The organism is Leisingera sp. SS27, assembly GCF_028368855.1.
GTDB lineage: Bacteria > Pseudomonadota > Alphaproteobacteria > Rhodobacterales > Rhodobacteraceae > Leisingera.
The window spans coordinates 107,588-129,897 of record NZ_JAQNCY010000010.1 but is presented as its reverse complement, the minus strand read 5'-3'; the positions used below and the strand labels follow the sequence as shown (position 1 = coordinate 129,897).

The 22,310-nt window shown below is 63.1% G+C and carries 17 protein-coding genes; 9 read left to right on the top strand and 8 right to left on the bottom strand.

Annotated elements, in window-relative coordinates; genetic code table 11:
- Positions 1-12 precede the first annotated feature (12 nt).
- Both N6L27_RS18355 and N6L27_RS18350 read right to left on the bottom strand, forming a co-directional pair.
- Positions 13-1,221 (bottom strand): mandelate racemase/muconate lactonizing enzyme family protein, encoded by a 1,209-nt coding sequence (locus N6L27_RS18355; protein ID WP_271908806.1) that lies wholly within the window; start codon positions 1,219-1,221, stop codon positions 13-15.
- Between the two features lie 13 nt (positions 1,222-1,234).
- Positions 1,235-2,893, bottom strand: a complete 1,659-nt coding sequence (locus N6L27_RS18350) for a GMC family oxidoreductase (protein ID WP_271908805.1) — start codon at positions 2,891-2,893, stop codon at positions 1,235-1,237.
- 105 nt (positions 2,894-2,998) lie between these two features.
- Here N6L27_RS18350 and N6L27_RS18345 point away from each other — a divergent pair, with 105 nt between their 5' ends.
- On the top strand, positions 2,999-3,886 hold the full coding sequence (locus N6L27_RS18345; RefSeq protein WP_271908804.1) for a LysR substrate-binding domain-containing protein: 888 nt from the start codon (positions 2,999-3,001) through the stop codon (positions 3,884-3,886).
- 42 nt (positions 3,887-3,928) lie between these two features.
- Here N6L27_RS18345 and N6L27_RS18340 read toward each other — a convergent pair whose 3' ends face one another.
- The 3 genes from N6L27_RS18340 to N6L27_RS18330 form a co-directional block, all read right to left on the bottom strand.
- On the bottom strand, positions 3,929-5,044 hold the full coding sequence (locus N6L27_RS18340; RefSeq protein ID WP_271908803.1) for a cystathionine gamma-lyase: 1,116 nt from the start codon (positions 5,042-5,044) through the stop codon (positions 3,929-3,931).
- 116 nt (positions 5,045-5,160) lie between these two features.
- A complete protein-coding gene (locus tag N6L27_RS18335) occupies positions 5,161-6,852 on the bottom strand; it encodes a thiamine pyrophosphate-binding protein (protein ID WP_271908802.1) in 1,692 nt (563 codons plus the stop codon).
- A gap of 177 nt (positions 6,853-7,029) precedes the next feature.
- The gene (locus tag N6L27_RS18330; RefSeq protein ID WP_271908801.1) at positions 7,030-7,953 is read right to left on the bottom strand and encodes a LysR family transcriptional regulator; all 924 of its coding nucleotides are present in this window, start codon (positions 7,951-7,953) and stop codon (positions 7,030-7,032) included.
- 153 nt (positions 7,954-8,106) lie between these two features.
- Here N6L27_RS18330 and N6L27_RS18325 point away from each other — a divergent pair, with 153 nt between their 5' ends.
- The 6 genes from N6L27_RS18325 (at position 8,107) to N6L27_RS18300 (ending at position 17,392) form a co-directional block, all read left to right on the top strand.
- Positions 8,107-9,117 carry a TAXI family TRAP transporter solute-binding subunit gene (locus N6L27_RS18325; protein ID WP_271908800.1) on the top strand — a complete coding sequence of 337 codons (1,011 nt, stop codon included), beginning with the start codon at positions 8,107-8,109 and terminating at the stop codon, positions 9,115-9,117.
- Between the two features lie 118 nt (positions 9,118-9,235).
- On the top strand, positions 9,236-11,461 hold the full coding sequence (locus N6L27_RS18320; protein WP_271908799.1) for a TRAP transporter permease: 2,226 nt from the start codon (positions 9,236-9,238) through the stop codon (positions 11,459-11,461).
- Complete coding sequence (locus N6L27_RS18315) at positions 11,458-12,723, top strand: NAD(P)/FAD-dependent oxidoreductase (protein WP_271908798.1); 1,266 nt, start codon at positions 11,458-11,460, stop codon at positions 12,721-12,723. The genes N6L27_RS18320 and N6L27_RS18315 overlap by 4 nt, the downstream gene beginning before the upstream one ends.
- Positions 12,720-13,448, top strand: a complete 729-nt coding sequence (locus N6L27_RS18310) for an aspartate/glutamate racemase family protein (protein WP_271908797.1) — start codon at positions 12,720-12,722, stop codon at positions 13,446-13,448. Before N6L27_RS18315 ends, N6L27_RS18310 begins: the two co-directional genes overlap by 4 nt.
- 117 nt (positions 13,449-13,565) lie before the next feature.
- Complete coding sequence (locus N6L27_RS18305) at positions 13,566-14,819, top strand: aminotransferase class V-fold PLP-dependent enzyme (protein ID WP_271908796.1); 1,254 nt, start codon at positions 13,566-13,568, stop codon at positions 14,817-14,819.
- A 155-nt stretch (positions 14,820-14,974) separates the two neighbouring features.
- Complete coding sequence (locus tag N6L27_RS18300; RefSeq protein WP_271908795.1) at positions 14,975-17,392, top strand: GcvT family protein; 2,418 nt, start codon at positions 14,975-14,977, stop codon at positions 17,390-17,392.
- A 178-nt stretch (positions 17,393-17,570) separates the two neighbouring features.
- Here the strand turns inward: N6L27_RS18300 and N6L27_RS18295 are convergent, their stop codons facing one another.
- From N6L27_RS18295 to N6L27_RS18285, 3 genes are all read right to left on the bottom strand, one after another.
- On the bottom strand, positions 17,571-17,957 hold the full coding sequence (locus tag N6L27_RS18295) for a type II toxin-antitoxin system death-on-curing family toxin (protein ID WP_271908794.1): 387 nt from the start codon (positions 17,955-17,957) through the stop codon (positions 17,571-17,573).
- Positions 17,954-18,178: an AbrB/MazE/SpoVT family DNA-binding domain-containing protein gene (locus N6L27_RS18290; protein WP_019296977.1), complete on the bottom strand. Its 225-nt coding sequence runs from the start codon at positions 18,176-18,178 to the stop codon at positions 17,954-17,956. Before N6L27_RS18290 ends, N6L27_RS18295 begins: the two co-directional genes overlap by 4 nt.
- Before the next feature lie 81 nt (positions 18,179-18,259).
- On the bottom strand, positions 18,260-19,147 hold the full coding sequence (locus tag N6L27_RS18285) for a LysR substrate-binding domain-containing protein (protein ID WP_271908793.1): 888 nt from the start codon (positions 19,145-19,147) through the stop codon (positions 18,260-18,262).
- Positions 19,148-19,357: 210 nt separating this feature from the next.
- On the opposite strand from N6L27_RS18285, the gene N6L27_RS18280 reads away from it, so the two are divergent.
- Both N6L27_RS18280 and N6L27_RS18275 read left to right on the top strand, forming a co-directional pair.
- Complete coding sequence (locus N6L27_RS18280; RefSeq protein WP_271908792.1) at positions 19,358-20,710, top strand: MmgE/PrpD family protein; 1,353 nt, start codon at positions 19,358-19,360, stop codon at positions 20,708-20,710.
- A 29-nt stretch (positions 20,711-20,739) separates the two neighbouring features.
- A complete protein-coding gene (locus N6L27_RS18275; protein ID WP_271908791.1) occupies positions 20,740-22,278 on the top strand; it encodes a trimethylamine methyltransferase family protein in 1,539 nt (512 codons plus the stop codon).
- Positions 22,279-22,310 lie beyond the last annotated feature (32 nt).

The following is a 22,310-nucleotide window of genomic DNA, read 5'->3' as shown; positions in this document are numbered from 1 at the left end:
CGGGGGCCGTGTTCACTGAACCACTGGCTCATGCGCCAGCTCCAGATGCAGCTTGCTGCCGGTATAGGGGCTGGCGGCGATGGCTGCGTCGTCCAACTCCACCCCCAGGCCCGGCTCCTTGGAGGGGATCACATAGCCGTCCTCCCAGGTGATCGCGGACTTGAGACAGGACATATAGGGGCCTTCGAAAGTGCCGATGCTTTCCAGGATCAGGAAATTCGGACTGCAGGCAGAAATCTGAATGTTTGCCGCCGCCACCACCGGCCCGCAATAAAGATGCGGCGCGATCTGCGCCTGCCGGGTCTCCGCCATGGATGCGATTTTCTTGGCCTCCAAGAGGCCCCCGACCCGCCCCAAGTCCATTTGCAGGATCGAGGCCGCGCCAGCCTCCAGCACGCGGGCGAATTCATGTTTGGTGCAGAGCCGCTCACCGGTGGAGATTGGAACCGAGGTGAAGCGCGCGACCTCTGCCATATCGGCGGGATTTTCCGGCGGCACCGGCTCTTCAAACCACAAGGGCTCATAGGGCTCCAGCCGCCGCGCCATCCGTTTTGCGCCCGATACGGTGAACTGCCCGTGGGTACCGAACAAGAGGTCCGCCCGGGTGCCAACCGCCTCGCGAATGCGCTTTACGAACATTTCGCTGCGCTCCAGGTCCTCCAGCCGCGGCTGATGCCCGTCATAGATCGTATACGGCCCGGCCGGGTCGAATTTCACTGCGGTGAAGCCCTGCTCCACCCGCTGCAGCGCAACTTCCGCCGCCATATCCGGGTCGTTGTAGACATTGGGCGTGTCCGGGTCCGGGTACACATCGCCTTCCGGCGGGTACAGGTAAGTATAGCTGCGCAGCCGCTCATGCACCTGGCCGCCCATCAACTCATAAACCGGCTTGCCCGCGGCCTTGCCAATGATGTCCCAGCAGGCCATTTCCAGACCGCTTAAGACCCCCATCACCGTCACATCGGGCCGCATCGTATAGCCCGCACCATAGGATTTCCGCCACAGCTTCTCGATATGATGCGGGTCGCAGCCCTCGAATTGGCGGGCAAACATCTCCTTTGCCATCGCGCAGCACAGATCCGGTCCGAAGGTGGCGTTATAAATCTCCCCCACCCCGGTGATGCCGCAGGCGGTGGTCAGGCGCACAAAGATGAAATAGCGCCCGCCATGGCGCGGCGGCGGGTTGCCGAACACAAAGGTTTCGATGGTGTCGAGTTTCATCTGAATTTCCCTGTCATTCAGCCGCCAAGGGCCTGTTTTCGTTATCTTTCAGAACCATTTCCGCCCCGCGCGCCGCCAGCATCATCGTCGGTGCGTTGGTATTGCCCGAGGTCACATTCGGAAACGACGAGGCGTCGATCACCCGCAAACCCGCCATCCCATGCACCCTGAGCCGCGCATCCAGCACCGAGTCGGTTGCAGTATGCCCCATCCGGCACGTGCAGCTTGCATGAAACACGCTGCCTGCGCGCTCGCGGAAGTTCTCCAGCAGCGCCGTGTCATCCATTCCGGCGATATCCGGCACCCGCCGCTCTCGCGTGACCCGTTTCATCGCCGGGGTGGCGGCCAGCGCCTGCAGCAGATGGCTGGCACGGATTGCGGTTGCCTTGTCTTCCGCCGCCGACAATGAGTTCGGCTCAATCATGGGTGCCTGCGCAGGATCGGCAGACTGGATAGTGATCTGACCGCGGCTGACCGGGCGGCTCGGCTGCACGCACAGCAGGAAGCCGTTGTCCCTGTCGATCTGCGGCTTGCCATTTGCCTGCGTCGAGTAAGACGCCGGGTTGCAATAAACCTGCACATCCGGCAGTGCTGCGCCCGCCGTGCGGACAAAGCCGCTGCACTGGTTCACCGGCACGCTCAGCGGTCCCTTGCGGGTCAGCACATACTGCAGACCGGCCTTCATCTGCTTGGCAAAACTGCCCAGCCGGTCGTTCAGCGTCGCAGTATTGGCCCAGTAGAAATGCGAGACTGCCAGGTGGTCCTGCAGCCCCTGCCCCACCTGCGGCAGGTCATGCGCCACCTGGATACCATGGCGGTGCAGCAGCGCTGCAGGACCAATGCCAGAGAGTTGCAAAAGCTGCGGAGAGTTCACCGCACCCGCGCTCAGGATCACTTCGCGCGCCGCCATGGCGGTTTGCGGCTGGCCCTTCACCCGGAAGGCCACGCCGGTGGCGCGTCCGCCCTTGGTCAACACCTTCTCGACCAGCGCGCCGCTGATCACCGTCAGGTTGCCGCGCTTCATCGCGGGCCGCAGGAAGGCATCCGCCGAGGACCAGCGCCGCCCGTCCTTCACGGTGCTGCGGACATACCCCATGCCCTCGCCGGGCAGGGTATTGGTACCTTCCTCCGCCGCGGCGTTCATGTCCGGCAGAAACGGCCAGCCCATGTCCTGCCCTGCTGCCAGAAAATTTCCGGCAAAGGGGTGCATCCGTTCGCTAAGGTCGGTGACCCGCACCGGCCCCGTCCCGCGCAAGCGGCGGCGGCCCTCGTGCCATTCGTCGTTGGTCTCCAGCGCCTCATAGCTGCGGCGCACGTTGTCCCAGCCCCAGCCGGTGGCGCCTGCGGCCTCCCAGTCGTCGAAATCATGCGGCAGCCCGCGCACATAGGCCATCGCGTTGATGGAGCTGGAGCCGCCAAGCACCTTGCCTCGCGGCCAATAGGCGGCACGCCCGTTCAGCCCCGGGTCCGCCGCGGCGGAGTAGCGCCAGTTCACCTTCGGATCCGAGAAGGTGAAGCCATAGCCAACCGGGATCTTGATCCAGAACCGCCGGTCGCTGCCGCCAGCCTCGATCAGCAGCACCTTGTAGCGGCCATTGGCGGTCAGCCGGTCGGCCAGCACGCAGCCGGCCGAACCGGCGCCCACGATGATGAAGTCGAATGTCTGCGCCATGGCATGCCCGGTCCGTTTGTTTCCCCTCAGATTGCGCAGCGCCTTAGATATAAATCAAACAATGTGTTTTGCCCCTATGACTTAACTGTGCTTAAAGCTTATGCCATGACCGACCTGCCTCACGTAACTTGGCTCAAGGCCTTCGAGGCCGCGGCACGGCTGAACAGTTTCTCCGCTGCGGCGGAGGAGCTGGGTCTTACGCCCGCTGCCATCAGCCAGCAGATCCGCCTGCTGGAGAAGCACCTGAACACCCAGCTGTTCAAACGGCTGCCGCGCGGGGTGGCGCTCACTGACACCGGCCAGGCCTATGCCCAGCCGATCCGCAAATCCTTCATCGACATGCAGCAGGCCACTGCCGGGTTGTTCGGCAAGAAACGCAAGCGGGTTGTCAGAGTGCGGGCCTCGATTTCCTGCGCGGCCCTTGTCATTGCGCCTCAGCTTGGCCGTTTTCAAGCGGCCCACCCGGATATTCTGGTGCAGCTGACCACATCGATCTGGGCCAACCGGTTTGACGAGGAAGGTCTGGACATCGACATCCGCTATGGCGGCGACTGGCAGGAGAGCGACGTTTTGCACCTTGGCCACGAGAACGCGGTTCCGGTCTGCAGCCCCGCCTACCTGCACGATCTGGGCGGCAGCCCGTCCATCCATGATCTGGCCGGGTCCGATGTGGTGCAGATCTTCGGCTCGGAAACCGACTGGGGCCGCCTGTCAGAGCTGCACGGGCTGAACCTGCAGACACCGGCGGACTGGCTCAAGGCGGATTCCTCCCTGCTGGCGCTGCAAACCGTGGCGGCAGGCCACGGGGTGACGATGGTGCTGGAAAGCTTTGCCCGGCAGTACATTGAGCAGGGACTGGTGGTGGTTCCGACGGCGTACAAACTGCCGAAACGGCGCTCGCATTACATCGTGATCAACGACAGGGCGGGCCAGCGGGAGGAGGTCAAATCCTTCTGCAATTGGCTCATGGCGCTGTATCACGCGCTGGTCTGAAGCGGTTTTCGACCCATTTTCGCTGCGGCGGTTGAGGCTTTGCTATTCCAGCAGAGCGTCCAGAGACGCGGCCATAGCACTCCACAATTCCTCTGCCGGCTCAGTACCAACTGAGATGCGGATAAAGCCCGGCGCCACGGCATCACCCCAGCGGGCGCGGCGCTCAGCTGAGGTATGCACCCCGCCAAACGACGTTGCGGAGCGGATCAGCGGGCAGGTGTTGATGAAAGCATCGGCCTGTTCCGCGCTGTCCAGCGTGATCGAGATCAGGAAACCGAACCGCGCCATCTGCTGTTTCGCCAGCTTATGCGAGGGATCGGACTTCAACCCCGGAAAGCGGATCGCCTGCACCAGCGGATGCGCCGCCAGCCGTTCGGCCAGCACCTCGGCGGTGCTGCACATCCGCTCAAAACGCAGCTCCAGCGTCTCCAGCCCGCGGTGCGCCAGCCAGGCCTCCTGCGGGCCGGGGATGCTGCCGCCGAACTGGCGCCACTCGCGCGCGGCTTGCAGGATGTCTTCGTTGCGGGTGGCAAGATGCCCCATCAGCACATCCGAATGCCCGCCCGGTGCCTTAGTGTCGGATGCCACAACCACATCAGCGCCCAGCTCCAGCGGGCGCTGACCCAGCGGGGTCATAGTTGTGTTGTCGACAATGAGAATGCCGTCTGCTGCGTGCACTGCACCTGCAATTGCGCGCAGATCGCAAAGGTCCAGGCCGGGATTCGACGGGGTTTCCGCAAATACCACGTCAAAGCCTTCAAACCCGCCTTCAGCAAAAGCGGTGGTCGGGCGCTGCTCAACAGAAACGCCAAGGTTCTGCAGAAACCTCTCACTGAGGCGCCGGGTGACGTAATACCCGTCCGACGGGATCAGAATCCTGGACCCAACCCTGAGTGTTGCAAACAGCGAGGCCGAGATTGCGGCCATGCCCGACGGAAAGGCCAGCGTTGGCGCGTCTTCCAGGTAGCCCAGCACATGCTCCAGATGCTCCCAGGTTGCATTGTCCACCCGGCCATAACTGGGGCCGCCAGTCCAGTCGCCCGGCAGGTGGTACATGGAGCTTTGCGTCAGCGGCAGCGCAACCGGATCACCTTCGGACAGCGTGTTGCCGCGCAAATGCAGCATGGCGCCGGGTTTGGGGACATTGGGGGTATCCATTTGCGGGCGCCTTTCCTGAGTTCGGGTTGGATGAATTCATAGCGGGCGTCCCGCAAATGAGACAAGGCCGGAAACGTGACGTTCCCGGCCTTCTGCTTCATCTGATTTGAATGGCCTCAGCCCATCCAGCGCCGGACCGGGGCGGCGGAATCCTCCAGCGCCTGGCAGACCACGTCAATCAGGGTCGGGCCGTCGTGGGCAAAGGCCTCCTTGATGGCGTCGTCCAGATCTTCCGGTCGCTCTACCCGCCAGGTCTTGACCCCGAACGCTTCCGCCACAGCGGCGTGGTTGGTGCGGTTGAAGTCCACATTGTAGTACCGCTTGCCGCAATCGTCCCGCTGGCTCGCCTTGATCCAGCCAAAGTTGGCGTTGGAGAACACCACATAGGTGATCGGCGCATTACAGCGCACCACGGTCTCCAGCTCGCCGCAGGTAAAGTTGAAGGAGCCGTCGCCCATCATCCCCACGACCTTGGCTCCGGGCCGCCCGAACCAGGCGCCGAGCGACGCCGACAGCGAATAGCCCAGGGCGCCATGCGCGCGGTTGGTGATATACTGGCGCCCCGGGTGTTTCTGCTGTGAATAAGCGTTGTAATAGGGGCAGCTGGTGCCAGGGTCGGACACCACGATGGCATCCTCGGGCAGGTTCTGGTTCAGCGCATGAATGATCTGCTCCGGCAGCACCTGGTCGGTCTTGCTGTGTGCCAGCTCCTCGAACTTGGCGAACTTGCGCTGCTTGATGTCGGCGATTTTCGAAGCAGCACCGAAACCCGGCAGGTTGCCCTCGCGGCCATCCAGATAGGCGTTCACCGCCTGCAAGCTGAGCTTCAGGTCTGCCACCACACCGACCTCGGTCGGGTAGTTGGCACCGATCACCATCGGATCATTGTCGAAATGCACGATGCGCTGGCCGGATTTCGGCGCTTCCCAGCGCGAGGTGGTGGTGGACCCGGCGCGGCAGCCCATAAAGACAACCAGATCGGCGCCCTCCATCATCTCCCAAGTCTCGTCGGTGCCGCCGTTGGAGCCGACAACCCCCAGCGATTGCGGATGCGTATCGGCCAGCGATCCCTTGCCGGAGATCGAGGTGCCCACAGCAATGTCGAGGCGGGAGGCAAGCCTGCCCAGCTCCTCCATCGCGCCCGAGATCACCACGCCGCCGCCGCAGACGATCAGCGGCGATTTTGCGGACAGGATGGCTTCAGCTGCGGCCTCTGCCGCGCCGGGTTCCGGTGCCGAGCGGTAGGCGGGATAGCTTTGATGCTTGGGGTCGCCCCAGATGTCATCGGCCTGAACATCATCATACTGGATGTCATAGGGCAGCCCCAGATGCGCCGAGCCCGAGCGGCCGGTGGTCATTGCCCGGAACGCCTGGCGCACCATGCGCGGGATGTGGTCGGCGCGCTTGATGACCGTGTTGAATTTGGTCAGCGGCCCCATCAGGACCTCCTGGTTGACCTCGGTCAGCGGGTATTTTCCGTAGGAGCCCACGGAAATGTCGGTGGTGATCGCCAGCACCGCATAGGAGCTTTCGTTGGCCTCGATCAGCCCCGGGAGAATATATGTGGCGCCGCCGCCGGACGGACCCTCGCAGACCCCCACCCGGCCGGTCACGCGGGAAAACCCGTCGGCCATATAGGCCGCGCTGCGCTCATCGCGGGTGAGGATATGGGTGATGCCATGCTCCAGCCGGTTCATCGCATCGTAAAAAGGCAGCGTGGTGTCGCCGCAAAGGCCGAAGATATGGGTGACCCCATGCGCCTCAAGCGCGCGCACCATAGCCTCTGCGCCATTCATCGTGTTCTTCATTGGAACCTCCCAAAGCCTGCATGAAACCTGCCCGGGGAGAGCCCGGAGTTTGCACTCCAAACTGTATACAATAATGTAGATAAATGTGAAGGCAAAATTCCGCCACGCCACAGCTTCGCTTTGCGGCTGTTGGCAAGTCACTGCTGAAGTGTCAGAAAATCGCTTAAAAACAGTGTCCTATTCAAAACGCTGCGCCAGCAGATCTGCCACGTAGCCGCGCCAGGCTACGGCGAAACTCGCCGCAAGCTGTGACAGCGGACGCTCACTGGGTGTCAGAATGGAATAGCCAAAGGGAATCGCCGGCTCAAACGGCAGAAACCGGATCCGCTCCTCTCCCGCATTGCTGCGCCGGTAGCTCTCGGCGCTCAGCACGTCGACAACAGCACAGGCCTGCCCCGCGGCGATGAAGTGGAACAGCGGCAGGAAATACTGCGCATCATAACGCAGGTTGAACTCGGAGCCGGCTGCCAGAAAGGCCTGTGAGGTGGCCTGGTAGGTGTTGTGGTCCGGCTGCAGCGCGCCCATCGGCTGGCCGTTCAGATCGGTGGCGGTGATCACACGGCGGCCGACCAGCGGATGGCTGGCGGGCACTGCGCACAGACAGTTGCTGGGCAGCTCCTCCGCCGTATACAGCTTGCGGTCGCCGCGGAACCGGGTCATGTCGCAGAAGCCGATGTCAAAGCTCCCGGCTGCCACCAGACTGCGCACCTGCGGCGAAGAGCGCGTCGCCAGCGTCACCCGCACCTCGGGTTTGCCTGCCACGAAGCGGCTGATGAAATCCGGAAGCAGAAAGGTCGACGGGCCTGGCATAGCCACGATCCGTATTGAGCCCTGCACCCGGTCGCGCATGTTGGCGAGGTTCTGTTGCGCGGTCTCCATCCGCGCCAGAATCTCCGTTGCCTCTTCCATCAGGTACTGCGCCTCAGGCACCGGAACCAAACGGCGGCCTTCGCGCAGGAACAGCGTGAGGCCCAGTTCCTCTTCCAGAGTCTTGATGGCAGCGCTGATGGCCGGCTGGGTGCGGTGCAGGTTGCGGGCCGCCTGGCTGACAGAGCCGGTCTTCATGACTTCGCGGAAAACCGCAAGTTGGTGGGAATTCATGATCTGTCCTCAGGCGTGAAGCTAACATAAAACTGATTTATATATACAGTACAATTTTAAATTTGAACTTATGTTTTACCTTACCCATGATGCAAAGATCACAGGTGAGCGCTGCGCGCGAGGAGACGCAGCCATTACTCCAGGGAGGATATTATGGGGTTTTTCAAGAAACTGACCGGGGCCGCATTGGCCTGCACCATGCTGACCGGCGCCGCAGTGGCTCAGGACATGACCTTTTTCCGCATCGGCACCGGCGGTGCGGGCGGCACGTATTTCCCAATCGGCGGCATCATTGCCAACGCGATTTCCAACCCGCCGGGCTCGCGCGCCTGTGACGAGGGCGGCAACTGCGGCGTGCCCGGCCTTGTGGCGATGGCGCAGTCGACCAACGCCTCGGCGCATAACGTGAACGCCATCCAGGCGGGCCAGATGGAAGCAGGCCTGTCCGGCGCCGCAACCCTGCATTTTGCCTACCACGGCAAGGGCAAGTTCGAAGGCAATGCCAAGCCCGATCTGCGGGTGATCGCCAACCTGTTCCCGGAAGACCTGCATCTGGTGCTGCCCAAGGGCCACTCGCTGGGCGGGCTTGCCGACCTGAAGGGCAAGCGCGTTGGCATCGCCCAGGCCGGTTCCGGAACCCAGATCGCGGTGGAGCTGATCCTGAATGACCACGGTGTCAACCGCGACAACATCGACGAGGCCGAGCTGAACAACGCTCAGTCTGCCGAGCGTATCGCTGACGGCCAGCTGGACGCCTATTTCTATGCCGCCGGCACACCTGTTGCGGCGATGATCCAGCTCGACAACACCAAGGGCATGGAACTGCACAATTGGTCGGCGGAAGAGGTCAAGATGGCCAACACCACCGTGCCTTACTACATCCCTTCGACAATTCCTGCAGGCACCTACCCGGGGGTGGGCTATGATGTGAACACCGTCGCAGTTTCCGGCATGCTGGTCACCAATGCCAACATGTCCGAAGACCTGATCTATGAGATCACCAAGGCGATGTGGTCCGACACCGCACGCAAATTGCTGGACAACGGCCACCCCAAGGGCAAGGCGATCACCCTGGAAACCGCGCTGGACGGCGTCGCGGGCATCGGTGTGCCGCTGCACCCGGGGGCTGAACGTTTCTACCGCGAAATCGGCATGCTCAAGTAAACCTCCCTTGAACTGCGGCAGCAGGGTGCGCCTTGCTGCCGTTTTTGTTTCCCGGCGCCCCTGTCCGCAATGCGGGTGAATGGCGCGCGCCGGCACGGCCCCCGGACTGGAGACCCCGATGTCCATGGATACCCATCTCGACAACAAGGCGCTGGAGGAGCTGGAGAAGCAGTATGACTCCGCTCTGAACACGCGCGACAACGGACCCAGGCTGACTGGCGTCATTTATTGGGCCAGCATCGCCTTTGCCCTCTACCACCTGTGGACGGCTGGTTTCGGCACCCCGGTGGACCATGTGCATATGGGTATTCACCTTGCGGGCCTGTTCCTGTTCATCTTTGTGGGCTTTCCGCTGATCAAATCGGCCCGCAGCCTGGAATGGCGCGGACCCAATCCGCTGCGCCCCGGAAACGTGCCGTTATATGACTGGGCGCTGACCGGCCTCAGCATGGCGGCGGCGCTGTTCCTTTGGGTCAGCTGGCGCGGCTTTGACATGTTCGGCTTCGACATCGCCGAACAGGCGCTGCGGCAAGGCAACCCGTCCAGCCTGGATGTATTCTTCGGCTCGGTGCTGATCCTGACGGTGCTGGAGATCGCACGCCGCACCATCGGCTTTGTGCTGCCGCTGATCATCCTGGTGTTCATGGTCTATGCGCTGTTCGGCCCCTACATGCCCGCGCAAATCCTCAAGCATCCGGGCGTCAACTGGCAGCAGTTCGTCAACAACATGTACTTCCCGTCCGAAGGCATCTTTGGCGTGACGCTGTGGGTGGTCTCCACCGTGGTGTTCCATTTTGTGCTGTTCGGCGTTGTGGCGCAGCGGATGGGGCTGGGGCAGTTTTTTGTCGACAACGCCATGCTGCTGGCAGGCCGTTATACCGGCGGTCCGGCCAAGGTGTCGGTGGTCTCATCCGCCTTCTTCGGCACAATTTCCGGCTCGTCGATTGCCAACACGGTCTCCACCGGCTCGCTCACCATCCCCAACATGAAGAAACTGGGCTACCCCGGCCATTTCGCAGGCGGGGTTGAGGCCGCGGCCTCGGCCGGCGGGCAGATCACCCCGCCGATCATGGGGGCGGCCTCCTTCCTGATGGCCGAGTATCTGGAAGTGCCTTACACCACCATCGTGATTGCCGCGATCGTGCCGGCGCTGATGCATTATATCGGGGTGATCTCGATTGTGCATTTCACCGCCAAGAAACTGGGCCTGACCGCCTATCCCAAGGATCAGCTGCCCAAGTTCCTGCAGGTCTGGAAGGACGGCTGGTACACGATCATTCCGCTGATCGCACTTCTGCTGGTGCTGTTCTCCGGATATTCGCCGAATATGGCCGCTTTTATCGGTCTCAGCCTGTGTATCGTCGTCGGCTTCTGCGCCTTTGACAAACCGGCCACACTGCTGATCCCCTTTGCCCTGCTCGGCTTCATCTTGTGGAAGGCCTCGCCCTACTCCGGCGAGGGGTATACCCCGGTGATGGCCGGGATGCTGGCGGCGCTCACCATCATCGGCTGCCTGCACCGGAACGAGCGTCAGAACTTCCGCGACCTGTTCGACAGCTTCCACGTCGGCGTGCAATACGCGCTGGCCGTGGGCGCGGCCTCTGCCGCGGTGGGCATCGTGGTCGGTGTTATCAACACCACCGGCGTCGGCTTCCGCCTCGGTTTCATGGTCACCGGCGGCGCGGCGGACATGGCGGCAGCCATTGCGCCCTTCCTGGACTGGACCTCCATCGAGGCGTTCAGCCAGCCGTCGATCCAGCAGTTCCTGTCGCTGGTGCTGATCGCCATGGCCTGTATCCTGATGGGCGCCGGCTTGCCGACCACCGCGCTTTACATCATGCTGGTGGCGGTTGCGACGCCTGCCCTCAGCCAGCTGGGCGTACCGCCGCTCGCCACCCATATGTTCGTGCTCTACTACGGTGTGATTTCCGAAATCACCCCGCCGGTCTGTGCCTCTGCCTATGCAGCGGCAGGGATTGCCGGCTCCAACCCGTTCCGCACCGGGCTTAATGCCTTTACCCTGGGGCTGGGTAAGCTGATGGTGCCAATGGTGTTTGTCTATGCGCCGGTAATGCTGATCGTGCTGCCGGAGTACTTTACCTGGACCGGGTTCATCCAAGTGACAGGCACCTGCGCGCTTGGGGTCTTTGCCATCGCCACCGCTGTCTCGGCCTATTTCCTGGCCCCGCTCAGCGGTGTCTGGCGGCTGCTGATGGCCATCGGCGGCCTGTTGCTGGTGGCGCCCTCCGGCGGCTCTGACATCGCGGCACTTGTTGTGATGGCGCCGGTGCTGATCCAGCAACTGGGCCAACAGCGCAAACTGCAGGCAAAGGCGGTGCAATGAGCGCATCCGCTACCCCTGATGTGACGGTTCTGGGTGCCGGGATCGTCGGTATCTGCTCGGCCCTGTCCCTGGCCGAGCGGGGCCTCATGGTCCGGCTTATCGACCGGGACGCACCGGGCCAGGCAACGTCTTACGGCAATGCAGGCATCATTTCCCCCTGGTCGGTGGTGCCGCAGTCGATGCCGGGCCTGTGGAAGAACGTGCCCGGCTGGCTGCTGGATCCGCTGGGGCCTGTGACGGTCAGGCCCGGCTACCTGCCCAAGGTCGCCCCTTGGGGGCTGCGGTTCCTAGCCGAGGGGCGTGAGGAGCGGATTCACCGGATTTCTGACGCTATGGGTTTTCTCTGCCGCAATTGTGTCGAAGGGTTCCGGCTGCATCTGGCGGGCACCGGCCACGAGTCGCTCGTCAAGGACAGCTATTACGTCCATGCCTCGCGCAACCCGGCGGAGGCTGACCTGAACAGTCTCGGCAACCAGCTGCGGGCCGCGCAGGGCGCTGACATGGAACGGATCGGCGCTGCCGAGCTGCGGGATCTTGAACCGGCGCTGACGCCGGAGTTTCAGGCTGCAATCCTGATCAAGGGCCAGGCCCGGGCGCTCTCTCCCGGCAGGATCGGCGCGGTGCTGGCAGAGAAGTTTCAATCCATGGGCGGTGATATCCAGACCCGGACTGTGCGGGGCATCCTGCCGTCGGAAACCGGCGGCTGGACTTACACCACCGATGCGGGCCAGGACTGGACGCCCAAGCTGGTGCTGGCGATGGGTGTCTGGTCCGGCGAGCTGCTGAAGCCGCTGGGGATCAAGATCCCGATGGAATCCGAACGCGGCTACCACGTGTCGTTCCAGAACCCCGGCGTCGCGCTCAACAACTCAATCATGGATATGGACATGAAATTCGTGGCCTCCACGATGGAGGAAGGACTGCGGGTGGCCGGCACCGCCGAGTTCGCGGGCCTTGATCAGCCGCTTAATCAGAAACGGCTCGACGGGCTGGTGGAGCTTGCCAAAGCCCTGCTGCCGGACTTGCACGCAGACGAGATGGAAACCTGGTCCGGCCAGCGCCCCAGCCTGCCCGACAGCCTGCCCTGCATTGGCGAGGTTGAAGGGTTCCCGGACCTGATCGCCGCTTTCGGCCACAGCCATTACGGCCTGATGATGGCTCCGAAAACCGGACGGCTGGTGGCGGATATCGTCAGCGGAACACCCGTGAACGAAGACCTCTCGCCGTTCCGCACACGGCGCTACGAAAGGATCAAGGCATGACCATCCACCCCGGCGGCCAGAACATCTGCGGCGTCTCCATTGGCGTGCTGGCACTGGAAAGCTACTTCCCCAAGCCGCCCGGCCATATCAAGAACCCTTCCAGCCTGCCCTTCACCACGCTCTATGAAATGCTGGACGGAATTACCGTGCCGAAACTGCTGGCCAACCCGACTGGCGAAATGAAGGACCGGCTGATCGAGGCCGCCCGGCGGCTGGAGGCCAAGGGTGTTCGGGCCATTACCGGCTCCTGCGGCTTCCTCGCCATCTTTCAAAAGGAGATCGCAGCCGCGGTGAATGTGCCGGTGTTCGTCTCCTCGCTGATCCAGGTGCCGCTGGCGCATCAGATGACAGGCCGCACCGTAGGGGTGATCACGGCCTCTGCCGCCAGCCTGACCGAGGCGCATTTGCGCGGCGTCGGTGCAGAAAACACGCCCGTGGTTGTCCAGGGGCTGGATGACGCGGAAGAGTTCTCCACCGTGATCCTGCGCAATGAACGCACTGCAATGGATCTGGCCAAGGTTGAGGCCGAACTGCTGGCCGCCGCCCGCGGCATGATCGCGCGCAACCCGGAGATCGGCCCGATTGTTCTGGAATGCACCGACCTGCCGCCCTATGCCCACGCCCTGCAAGCGGCGCTTAACCGGCCCGTTTTCGACATCATCACGCTGTCTGAGATGGTGCACAGGGCTGCGCTGCGCGCCCCTTTCCACGGTTTCATCACCTGAAAAACGCTAGGGGCTGACACAGAGATTTCCAGCCCTTAGCCCCGGATTTTTTTGTATCACCGGCCGAGGCAATCCCCCTACTGTGGCACGTAACAAACCTTTGCTGCTGGATGTGCCATGCCCCATATTTCCGACAACCTGCTGGACCAGATCCGCGCCCGGTTTGCCCAGGTGGACAATTGCCCCGAACAAGGCGCTCGTATCTTCTTTGAAAACGCAGGCGGCGCACTGACGCTCAATTCGGTGGTGGAAACTTCCGCACGCTACGCCGCGATCCCCGACAACCAGGGCCGCGACAACCCCGGCAGCCACGAGCTGGTTCGGGTGATCAGCAAGGCCAAGGACGACATGCGGGTGATGATGAACGCGTCCGGCGGCCAGTTTTTTGCAGGAGAAAGCGGCACAGAGCTGCTGTTTCGCCTGATCATGAACGCCTGCCTCGGCACCGCGGAAGGCGGCACCGTTCTGGGTTCGACGCTGGAGCATCCCGCCACCCGCTCTGCCTGCGCCCGCTGGGCCGGGGTGGCGCGGCAGACCCATGTGCTGGTCCCGCATGACGACGCCAGTGGTACCATCGCCGCTGAGGCCTATGCCCGTGCGGTCACGCCGGACACGGTTGTGGCAACCATCGTGCACACCTCCCCTGTCACCGGCATGGGCGTGGATGTGGCCGCCTGCGCCGCCGCCATCCGCGAGGTTGCGCCGGAGTGTTTCATCATCGTCGACGGCATCCAGCACGCGGCCCACGGCCGCATTGACCTGGCAGCCTATGGCGTCGATGGCTATGTGATCTCGCCCTACAAGATGTTCTCGCGCCACGGATACGGGCTCGCCTGGATCTCGGACCGCCTGACTGCCCTGCCGCATAACGCGTTGATCGATGGCCCGGAAGACAACTGGGAAATGGGCACCCGCGACACCGGCAGCTATGCGACGCTGTCTGATGTGGCCGCTTACCTGGAGTGGCTCGGCGGCGAGGTCAGCGATGCAACGGACCGGCGCGCAAAATTCGTGGCCGCGGGCGAGGCAATTCATTCCCACGAAAAAGCCCTGACCGACGCGATGATCCGCGGCACCGGCAATCTGCCGGGCCTGGCGGAGATGGAAGGCGTCACCATCCTGGGCGGCCCGGACAATCCGGCCCGAGAGGGGCTGGTGTCGCTGACCGTGGAGGGCGTGCCCTCTGTGGATGTGGTCAAACGCCTGAACGAACAGGGCATCCGCACCCATCTGCGCAAGGCGGACCATTATTCCGGCAATATCCTGACCCCGCTTGGCATGGACAGCTGCGTGCGGGTGTCCATGTGCCACTACAACAGCATCGGCGAAGTGGCGAAGTTCCTGGGCGTGATGAAAGAGATCACTGGATAATCGCCGGATGACCCATCGAATTCTAGGCCATTGGGTCTGAATTCTTCACGGGTCATCCGCCCCCGCCGCAGCTAGGGTCGCCCGGAAGGATTTGGCGGCCCGCCCCGGCCTGCAGGGCGCGCTGTTTCAGGCACGCAGGCAAGGGAACATGACGCATGAAAACCCATGCACAGGCAGTTGTCATCGGCGGCGGGCTGGTCGGCTGCTCGATCCTCTACCATCTGGCGAAACTCGGCTGGAAGGACGTGGTCCTGCTGGAACGCGACGAGCTGACCGCTGGCTCCACCTGGCACGCGGCAGCCAACATCCACGGCCTGCACGACAACAACAACGTGACCCGCATCCAGCACTACACCATGAACCTCTATAAGGAGCTGGAGAAGGAAACCGGCCAGGGTTGCGGCGTGTTCCAGCCGGGCTCCCTGTATCTGGCCAAGACGGAGGAGCGCGAGCACCAGCTGCGCCTGCAGGAGGCCAAGGCGAAATACTACGGCCTGAACTTCCATGAGGTCAGCCGCGAGCAGGCCAAGGAACTGCACCCGCTGGCGCAGTTCGACGACATCCGCTGCATCATGTTCGAACCCGATGGCGGCAATGTGGACCCGTCGGGTGTCACCATGGCCTATGCCGCCGGCGCCCGCGCCATGGGCGCCCAGATCGAACGTTTCTGCCCGGTGATCGGCACCGAACAGCAGCCCGACGGCAGCTGGATCGTGAAAACCGAAAAGGGCGACATTCACACGCAATGGGTGGTGAACGCAGGCGGCCTCTGGGGCCGCGAAGTGGCGGCGATGGCTGGCCTCACCCTGCCGTTGCAGCCGACCGAGCATCAGTATTTCGTCACTGAATCCATCGACGAGGTCGCCAATCTGGGCCGCCGCCTGCCCTCAATCGCCGACCGCGACGGCGAATATTATTTCCGGCAGGAGGGCAACGGCTTCCTGATCGGCGCCTATGAGAAAGACATGCGCTTCTGGGCCGAGGACGGCACCCCGCTGGATTTTGCGCATGAGTTGTTCCCCGACGATCTGGACCGGATCATGGAAAACGTGATCCGCGCGACTGAGCGTGTTCCCTGCGCCGAAACCGCTGGCGTCAAACGCGTCATCAACGGTCCGATGATCTGGTCGCCGGATTCCAACGCCATCTGGGGCCCTGTGCCTGAGCTGAAAAACTACTTCTGCTGCACCGGCATCATCCCCGGCTTCTCGCAGTCCGGCGGCCTCGGCCTGCTGGCCGCGCAGTGGATGATCGAGGGAGAGCCGCAATACGACATGTTCGCCTGGGATCTGGCGCGCTTTGGCGACTGGGCCGACAAGAAATTCACCAAGGCCCGCGTCGAGGACCAGTACGCCCACCGCTTTGCCATCCACTTCCCGAACGAGGAACGCAGCGCCGGCCGTCCTGCCCGTGTGCGCCCCGCGTATGAGATGCAAAAGGAAATGGGCTGCGTCTTTGGCCTCAATTGCGGCTGGGAGCATCCCCTGTGGTTCTCCGGCACACCCGGCACCACTGACACCAACAGCTTCACCCGCCAGAACTGGTGGGAGCCGGTGGGCCGCGAGGTCAGCATGCTGCGTGAAAACGTCGGTGTGATCGACATCTCCAACTTCGCCAACTACGTGATCAAGGGCCCGGGCGCGTTTGACTGGCTGGATAAGCTGGTCGCCAACAAGGTGCCCACTGAGGTCGGCCGCAGCTGCCTCACCCCGCTGATTTCCGTGCGCGGCGGCGTGGCCGGCGACTTCACCATCACCAAGGTGGCGGATGACGAATACATGATGGTCGGCTCCGGCATGGCGGAACGCTATCACCAGCGTTTCTTCAACATGGTCGAGCTGCCCGAGGGCACCACCTTCGAGGTCGCCACCAACCGCATCGCGGGCTTCAACGTGGCCGGTCCGAAATCGCGCGATATGCTGCAGCGGCTGACCAATGCGGATCTGTCGAACGAAAACTACCGCTTCATGCGCTCCCGCACCATCGACGTGGCGGGTGTGGAATGCCTGGCGATCCGCGTGTCCTTCACCGGCGATCTGGGCTGGGAACTGCACTGTGCCGAAGAAAACCAGGTCAAACTGTACTCCGCCCTGCTGGCCGCTGCCGCAGAATTCGATGGCGGCCCCGTTGGCGGCCGTGCGCTTGGCTCTCTGCGGATTGAGAAGGGCTACGGCTCCTGGGGCCGCGAATACAGTCAGGAATATTGGCCACAGGAGGTTGGCCTGGCCGGTCTGATCAAGCTGGACAAGGATTTCCTCCACAAGGACGCCTATCTCAAGGTCAAGGACAACGCCCCGCGCGAAATGCTGTCCGCCTTTGAGATCGACGCGGTGAACGATGCCGATGCCTCCGGCGGCGAGCCGATTTTCACGCCCGACGGCAAGCCGGTGGGCCGTGTCACCTCCGGCGCCTATGGCTACTCGGTCGGCAAGTCGCTGGCGCTGGGGTATGCCAACCCGGCCGTTGCCAAGCCCGGGGATGAGGTCGAGGTCTATATCCTCGGCAAGCCGCACAAGGCACGCATCCTGGAAGCGGCGGCCTTCGACCCCTCAGGCGCACGGCTTCGGGCCTGAGGTCCACCCAGTCAGTCAGCGGGCCGCCTCAATCGGCGGCCCGAAAGGATACGAAAAGGGCAGTATCTGTCCGCGGGCGGAAGCGAAGCGCCCGCCCATGGGAGCGGACGGGCGCTGCCCGGCTTGCAGCCGGGCGAGACATGCTTGCAAGGAATCCGCCAAACTAGGTGGCGATGAGCTAAATCGGCTGCATTCCCGCCTTCAGCCACTCTGCAAATGCGGCCTCATCCACATCGCCAGTGGCCAGGTCCTCCATCATCCGCACGCCCTCCACCGGGTCCGGACGGAACTGGAAGCCGTTCAGGCGCAGAAAGGTCACAGCCGTCACAAAGGCCGTGCGCTTGTTGCCATCCACAAACGCATGCGCCTTGGCGATGCCAAAGGCATAGGCCGCGGCAACCTCCGCCACGCCGGCATCGGAATAGGCCGCCAGGTTCATCGCCCGCGCGCAGCCCATCTCCAGCAGTGCCTTATCCCGCATCCCCGCCGCACCGCCATGGCGCGAGATTTGCCGGTCATGAAAGATGGTCACCGCCGCCAGCGGCACCCAAATGAATGTGCTCACGCCAGCGCCTGAAGCAGGTCGCGGTTTTCATCCATCACGACTTCGGCGGCGGCCAATGCCTCGGCCACCGTTGGATCATGCGCCATCACCCGCAGGCTGCCGTCATCGCCGCGCACCACGAACAGCGTGTCGCCCTCCTTGGCGTCCAGCATCGTCAGCATCTCCGTCGTCAGGGTGATAACGGCAGAGTTTCCAACTTTTCTGATCTTGGTCTCAATCATTGGCGGGCCTCATGTATATATACACGTATATACGCGAAGCGCCGCCAGATTTCAATGCCGCGCGCGGGCAGTCCCGATTGCCTAAAGTTCCATCTCTGCTGCTGCCTTCAGCAGCCAGGCCTTGAAATGCTTGACCGAAGGCGTCGCGGCCTTGTCCTTGAAGGTGGCGAAATAGGTCCAGGGGCAGTCCAGATCGAACGCGAAGGGTTCCACCACCCGCCCGGCCTCCACATGGGCGCTGACCAGGGATTTGGGTAACACCGCACAACCCAGCCCGTTGGCTGCAAATTCCAGCGCCATGTTGGAGGAATTGGTTTGCAGGCCGCCCTTCAGTTCAAGGCCGGTCAGTCCGAAATGCTTGGCAATCTTTTCCCAGTAGACCGGCCGCCCCAGAATATGGACCAGCTTGGCCTGCACCAGTTGCTCAGGCTGTGTCAGCGCCTCACTCGCAACCTGGAAATCCGGCGCACAGACCAGGGCCAGCTTCTCGTCCCACAGCTTGACGGCCGGCCCCATCACATCATCGACATGGTTGATGGTGATGGAAATGTCCGAAACATTGGTCTCCACATCCACCCAGATCGTGCTGTGGATGGTCAGGTCGATATCCGGATGCGCCGCTGAAAACCCCTCGATCACCTTCAACAGCCAGCGCTCCGCCAGGCTGACCGGGCAGGAGATCACCACCTCCCGCTTGTGGCTTTGCGAAATCAAGAGCTGGGTGGCGGAATCAATCTCCTGCAGCGCGTGGCGGACCGAGGGCAGATAGGCCTCGCCCACATCGGTCAGCGACAGCGACCGCGGATGGCGCACGAACAGCGGGCGGCCGATGAATTCCTCCAGGCTGCGCACATGGTTCGATACCGCCGACTGGGTGCAGTTCAGCTCATCCGCCGCCGAAGTGAAGCTGAGATAGCGCGCCGCGGCCTCAAAAGAGCGCAGGAATGTCAGGTGGGGCAGGTTCTTCATCAAACGGGTCCGCTGGCGGTTTCGGGGCCATGTTCCCATGCAATGGATTGGGCTGCAATTCCAAAGGGATCCCGCCCTGAGAGGGTCAGAAAACGACGTCTAGCGCACCCTTCGCGAAATATGACGGCCCTATGACCCCGGTTTATTTGCGGGTCACCTGCGGCGGCTGCCCCTAGGCTTTGGCCAACGCACCAATATGGACCGCCTGACATGACAGCCACATTTGACCGCGCCGCCGATTTCACCCTTGGCCTGACCCCCGGCGATCTGCCGGAAACCACCCGCAAAGCCGCGGCGCTGATGTTCCTGGACACACTGGGCATCACCATCGGCGCCACACCGATGGAGGCGGGCCGCATCGCCCGCGACACCGCGGTGGCTCTGTATGGCGGCGGCGAAGAAGTGCTGGGTGCCCGGATGATGTTTGATGGCCGCCGGGTCAGCGTCGCAGGCGCCGCCTATGCCGCCGCCACCGCCACCGACAATCTGGATGGCCACGACGGCTACTACCCGACCAAGGGCCACGTCGGCGTGGTGGTGATCCCTGCAATCGCGGCTTTGGCGGAAACGGTGCCGGATTTCTCCGGACCTGAGGCGCTGGCGATCACCACGCTCGGGTATGAGCTAGCAGGCCGCGCCGCGCTGTCGCTGCATGCAACTGTCAGCGACTACCATACCTCCGGCGCCTGGAACGCGCTGGGGGTGGCGGCGATTGCAGCCCGGATGCGCGGCTTCAGCCGGGATCAGCTGCGTCAGGCGCTGGGGATCGCCGAATTCCACGGCCCCCGCAGCCAGATGATGCGCGAGATTGCCAACCCCTCGATGCTGCATGACGGCTCCGGTTGGGGCGCGATGGCAGGCATGTCGGCGGCTGTTCTGGCAGAAAAGGGCTTCACCGGCGCGCCCGCAATCACCATCGAGGAAGACCGGGTGGCGGAACACTGGGAGGACCTCGGCAGCTTCTGGCAGATGGAGCATCAGTATGTGAAGCCATACCCGATCTGCCGCTGGGCCCATGCGCCGATCGACGCCGTGCGTCAGGTGATGCTGGAACACGGGCTGAGCCACGAACAGATCGCCAAGATCCGCATCAACACTTTCCACGAAAGCGCCTGCCTCTATCCAGGCATTCCTTCCACCACCAGCCAGGCACAGTATTCGCTGGGTTTTGCCGTTGCCATCCAGGCCGCATACGGGCGGATTGGGGTTGAGCATATTTCCGGCGCGGGCCTTGCCGACCCGCTAGTTGCGTCAATCCACGAGCGCATCACCGTGGCAGAGGCCGCGCGCCATTCCGTCCGCTTCCCCGCCTGCCGGGTGGCTGATGTTGTGGTGACGCTGACGGACGGGCGGGTCATTGAATCCGGCGACGTCCACGCGCGCGGCGGCCCCGAGGCGCCGTTCTCGCAAGAGGGCATCGTGCGGAAGTTCATGGAATTCGCCGCGCCTTCGCTGGGCGAGGCCCGCGCCAGCGCCATCCGCGATGCGGTGCTGGGCTTCACCACTGAAGGCAGCAAATTCTCCGATCTTGGCCGTCTCATCTATGACGTGCCCGGAAACTAAGCCACCGACCTGACCAGAAAGACTGACACATGGCACGCGACAGACGCGGCGGCGGGCGCCGCGGAAAATCCTCCCGCTCCGGCGGCAGTATCGACCAGCTCCCCTGGAGCCAGGTAAAAAACACCTGCCCGGCGTTTGAGCTCCTGAACACGGAGCAGATGGACCAGCTGCACGCCACCTCAATGCGGATCCTGTCAGAAGCCGGCATCCGGGTGATGGGCGAGAACGTGATGGGCATCTTCGAGGCCGCCGGCGCCATCGTCGACCGCGACACCAAAACCATCCGCATCGACGAAAGCATCGTCACTGAAGCACTGAAGACAGTCCCGGCGGAGTTCACCCTGACCGGCCGAAACCGGGACAAGCGGATCACGCTCGGCGGCAACAACGTGACCTTCGGCCTGGTGGCAGGCCCGCCCAACGTGCATGATTGCATCAACGGGCGGCGCTCCGGCAACCTTTCCGACTACCAGAACTTCATCAAGCTGGCGCATCACTTCAACGCCATCCACCTGATCGGCAACCAAGTCACCGCGCCGCTGGAGCTGCCCGCCAACAACCGCCACTTGGACACCTATCTGGCCAATATCGCCTTTGCCGACCTCAGCTTCCACTGCTCCGCCATCGGCCGCGGCCGGGCGCTGGACGGGATCAACATGATGGCAATCTCCCGCGGCCAGACGCCGGAGGAGATGAAAGGCGACCCCGGCGTGATCACCATCATCTCGGTCAACTCGCCGCGGTTGTTTGATGACGCGATGGGTGACGGGCTGATTGCCATGGCCGAATACGGCCAGCCGGTAACGGTGACGCCCTTTACCCTGATGGGGGCGATGACCCCGGTCACCCTGCCCGCAGCCTTTGCCCAGCAGAACGCCGAAGCGCTGTTCGGTGTGGTGCTGACCCAGCTGGTCAACCCCGGCACACCCGTCATGTACGGCTCCTTCACCTCCAATGTCGACATGCGCAGCGGCGCGCCCGCCTTTGGCACGCCGGAAAACGCCAAGGCCAATATCGCCGGCGGCCAGCTGGCGCGGCGCTATGGCATCCCCTACCGGACCTCCAACGCAAATGCCTCCAATGCGGTGGACCTGCAGGCGGCTTATGAGACCATGATGTCCACCTGGGGTGCAGTGCTGGGCGGCGCCAATATCGTCTATCACGCGGCCGGCTGGCTGGAGGGCGGCCTGACCGCGTCTTATGAGAAGTTCATCCTGGATGTGGAGATCATCCAGAATATGATCGAGTTCCTGAAGCCGATGAAATTCGACGAGGACGAGCTGGGCTTTGACGCCATCCAATCGGTCCCGACCGGCGGCCATTTCTTTGGCGCCGAACACACGATGGCGCGCTACGAGACCGCGTTTTACCGCCCGATGCTGTCGGACTGGCAGAACTACGAGAACTGGGAAGCGGCAGGTGCCAAGGACGCGCTGCAACGTGCCACCGGCCTCTGGCAGCAGGCGCTGCGGGACTATGAGGAACCGGTGATGGATCCGGTCATCCGCGAGGAACTGGACGCCTATGCGGCCAGGCGGAAGCAAGAAATCGGGTCCGGCGAGCCTTGATGGAATGGCTGCGAGGGGCCAGCCCCTCGCGC

What these genes read in the sequence shown, in the direction of transcription:
- N6L27_RS18335 (WP_271908802.1), bottom strand. Translation starts at nt 6,852, where the DNA reads ATGAAGAACACGATGAATGGCGCAGAGGCTATGGTGCGCGCGCTTGAG.
- N6L27_RS18315 (WP_271908798.1), top strand. Translation starts at nt 11,458, where the DNA reads ATGAGCGCATCCGCTACCCCTGATGTGACGGTTCTGGGTGCCGGGATC.
- N6L27_RS18290 (WP_019296977.1), bottom strand. Translation starts at nt 18,178, where the DNA reads ATGATTGAGACCAAGATCAGAAAAGTTGGAAACTCTGCCGTTATCACC.
- N6L27_RS18320 (WP_271908799.1), top strand. Translation starts at nt 9,236, where the DNA reads ATGTCCATGGATACCCATCTCGACAACAAGGCGCTGGAGGAGCTGGAG.
- N6L27_RS18355 (WP_271908806.1), bottom strand. Translation starts at nt 1,221, where the DNA reads ATGAAACTCGACACCATCGAAACCTTTGTGTTCGGCAACCCGCCGCCG.
- N6L27_RS18285 (WP_271908793.1), bottom strand. Translation starts at nt 19,147, where the DNA reads ATGAAGAACCTGCCCCACCTGACATTCCTGCGCTCTTTTGAGGCCGCG.
- N6L27_RS18340 (WP_271908803.1), bottom strand. Translation starts at nt 5,044, where the DNA reads ATGGATACCCCCAATGTCCCCAAACCCGGCGCCATGCTGCATTTGCGC.
- N6L27_RS18305 (WP_271908796.1), top strand. Translation starts at nt 13,566, where the DNA reads ATGCCCCATATTTCCGACAACCTGCTGGACCAGATCCGCGCCCGGTTT.
- N6L27_RS18300 (WP_271908795.1), top strand. Translation starts at nt 14,975, where the DNA reads ATGAAAACCCATGCACAGGCAGTTGTCATCGGCGGCGGGCTGGTCGGC.
- N6L27_RS18330 (WP_271908801.1), bottom strand. Translation starts at nt 7,953, where the DNA reads ATGAATTCCCACCAACTTGCGGTTTTCCGCGAAGTCATGAAGACCGGC.
- N6L27_RS18350 (WP_271908805.1), bottom strand. Translation starts at nt 2,893, where the DNA reads ATGGCGCAGACATTCGACTTCATCATCGTGGGCGCCGGTTCGGCCGGC.
- N6L27_RS18310 (WP_271908797.1), top strand. Translation starts at nt 12,720, where the DNA reads ATGACCATCCACCCCGGCGGCCAGAACATCTGCGGCGTCTCCATTGGC.
- N6L27_RS18345 (WP_271908804.1), top strand. Translation starts at nt 2,999, where the DNA reads ATGACCGACCTGCCTCACGTAACTTGGCTCAAGGCCTTCGAGGCCGCG.
- N6L27_RS18275 (WP_271908791.1), top strand. Translation starts at nt 20,740, where the DNA reads ATGGCACGCGACAGACGCGGCGGCGGGCGCCGCGGAAAATCCTCCCGC.
- N6L27_RS18280 (WP_271908792.1), top strand. Translation starts at nt 19,358, where the DNA reads ATGACAGCCACATTTGACCGCGCCGCCGATTTCACCCTTGGCCTGACC.
- N6L27_RS18325 (WP_271908800.1), top strand. Translation starts at nt 8,107, where the DNA reads ATGGGGTTTTTCAAGAAACTGACCGGGGCCGCATTGGCCTGCACCATG.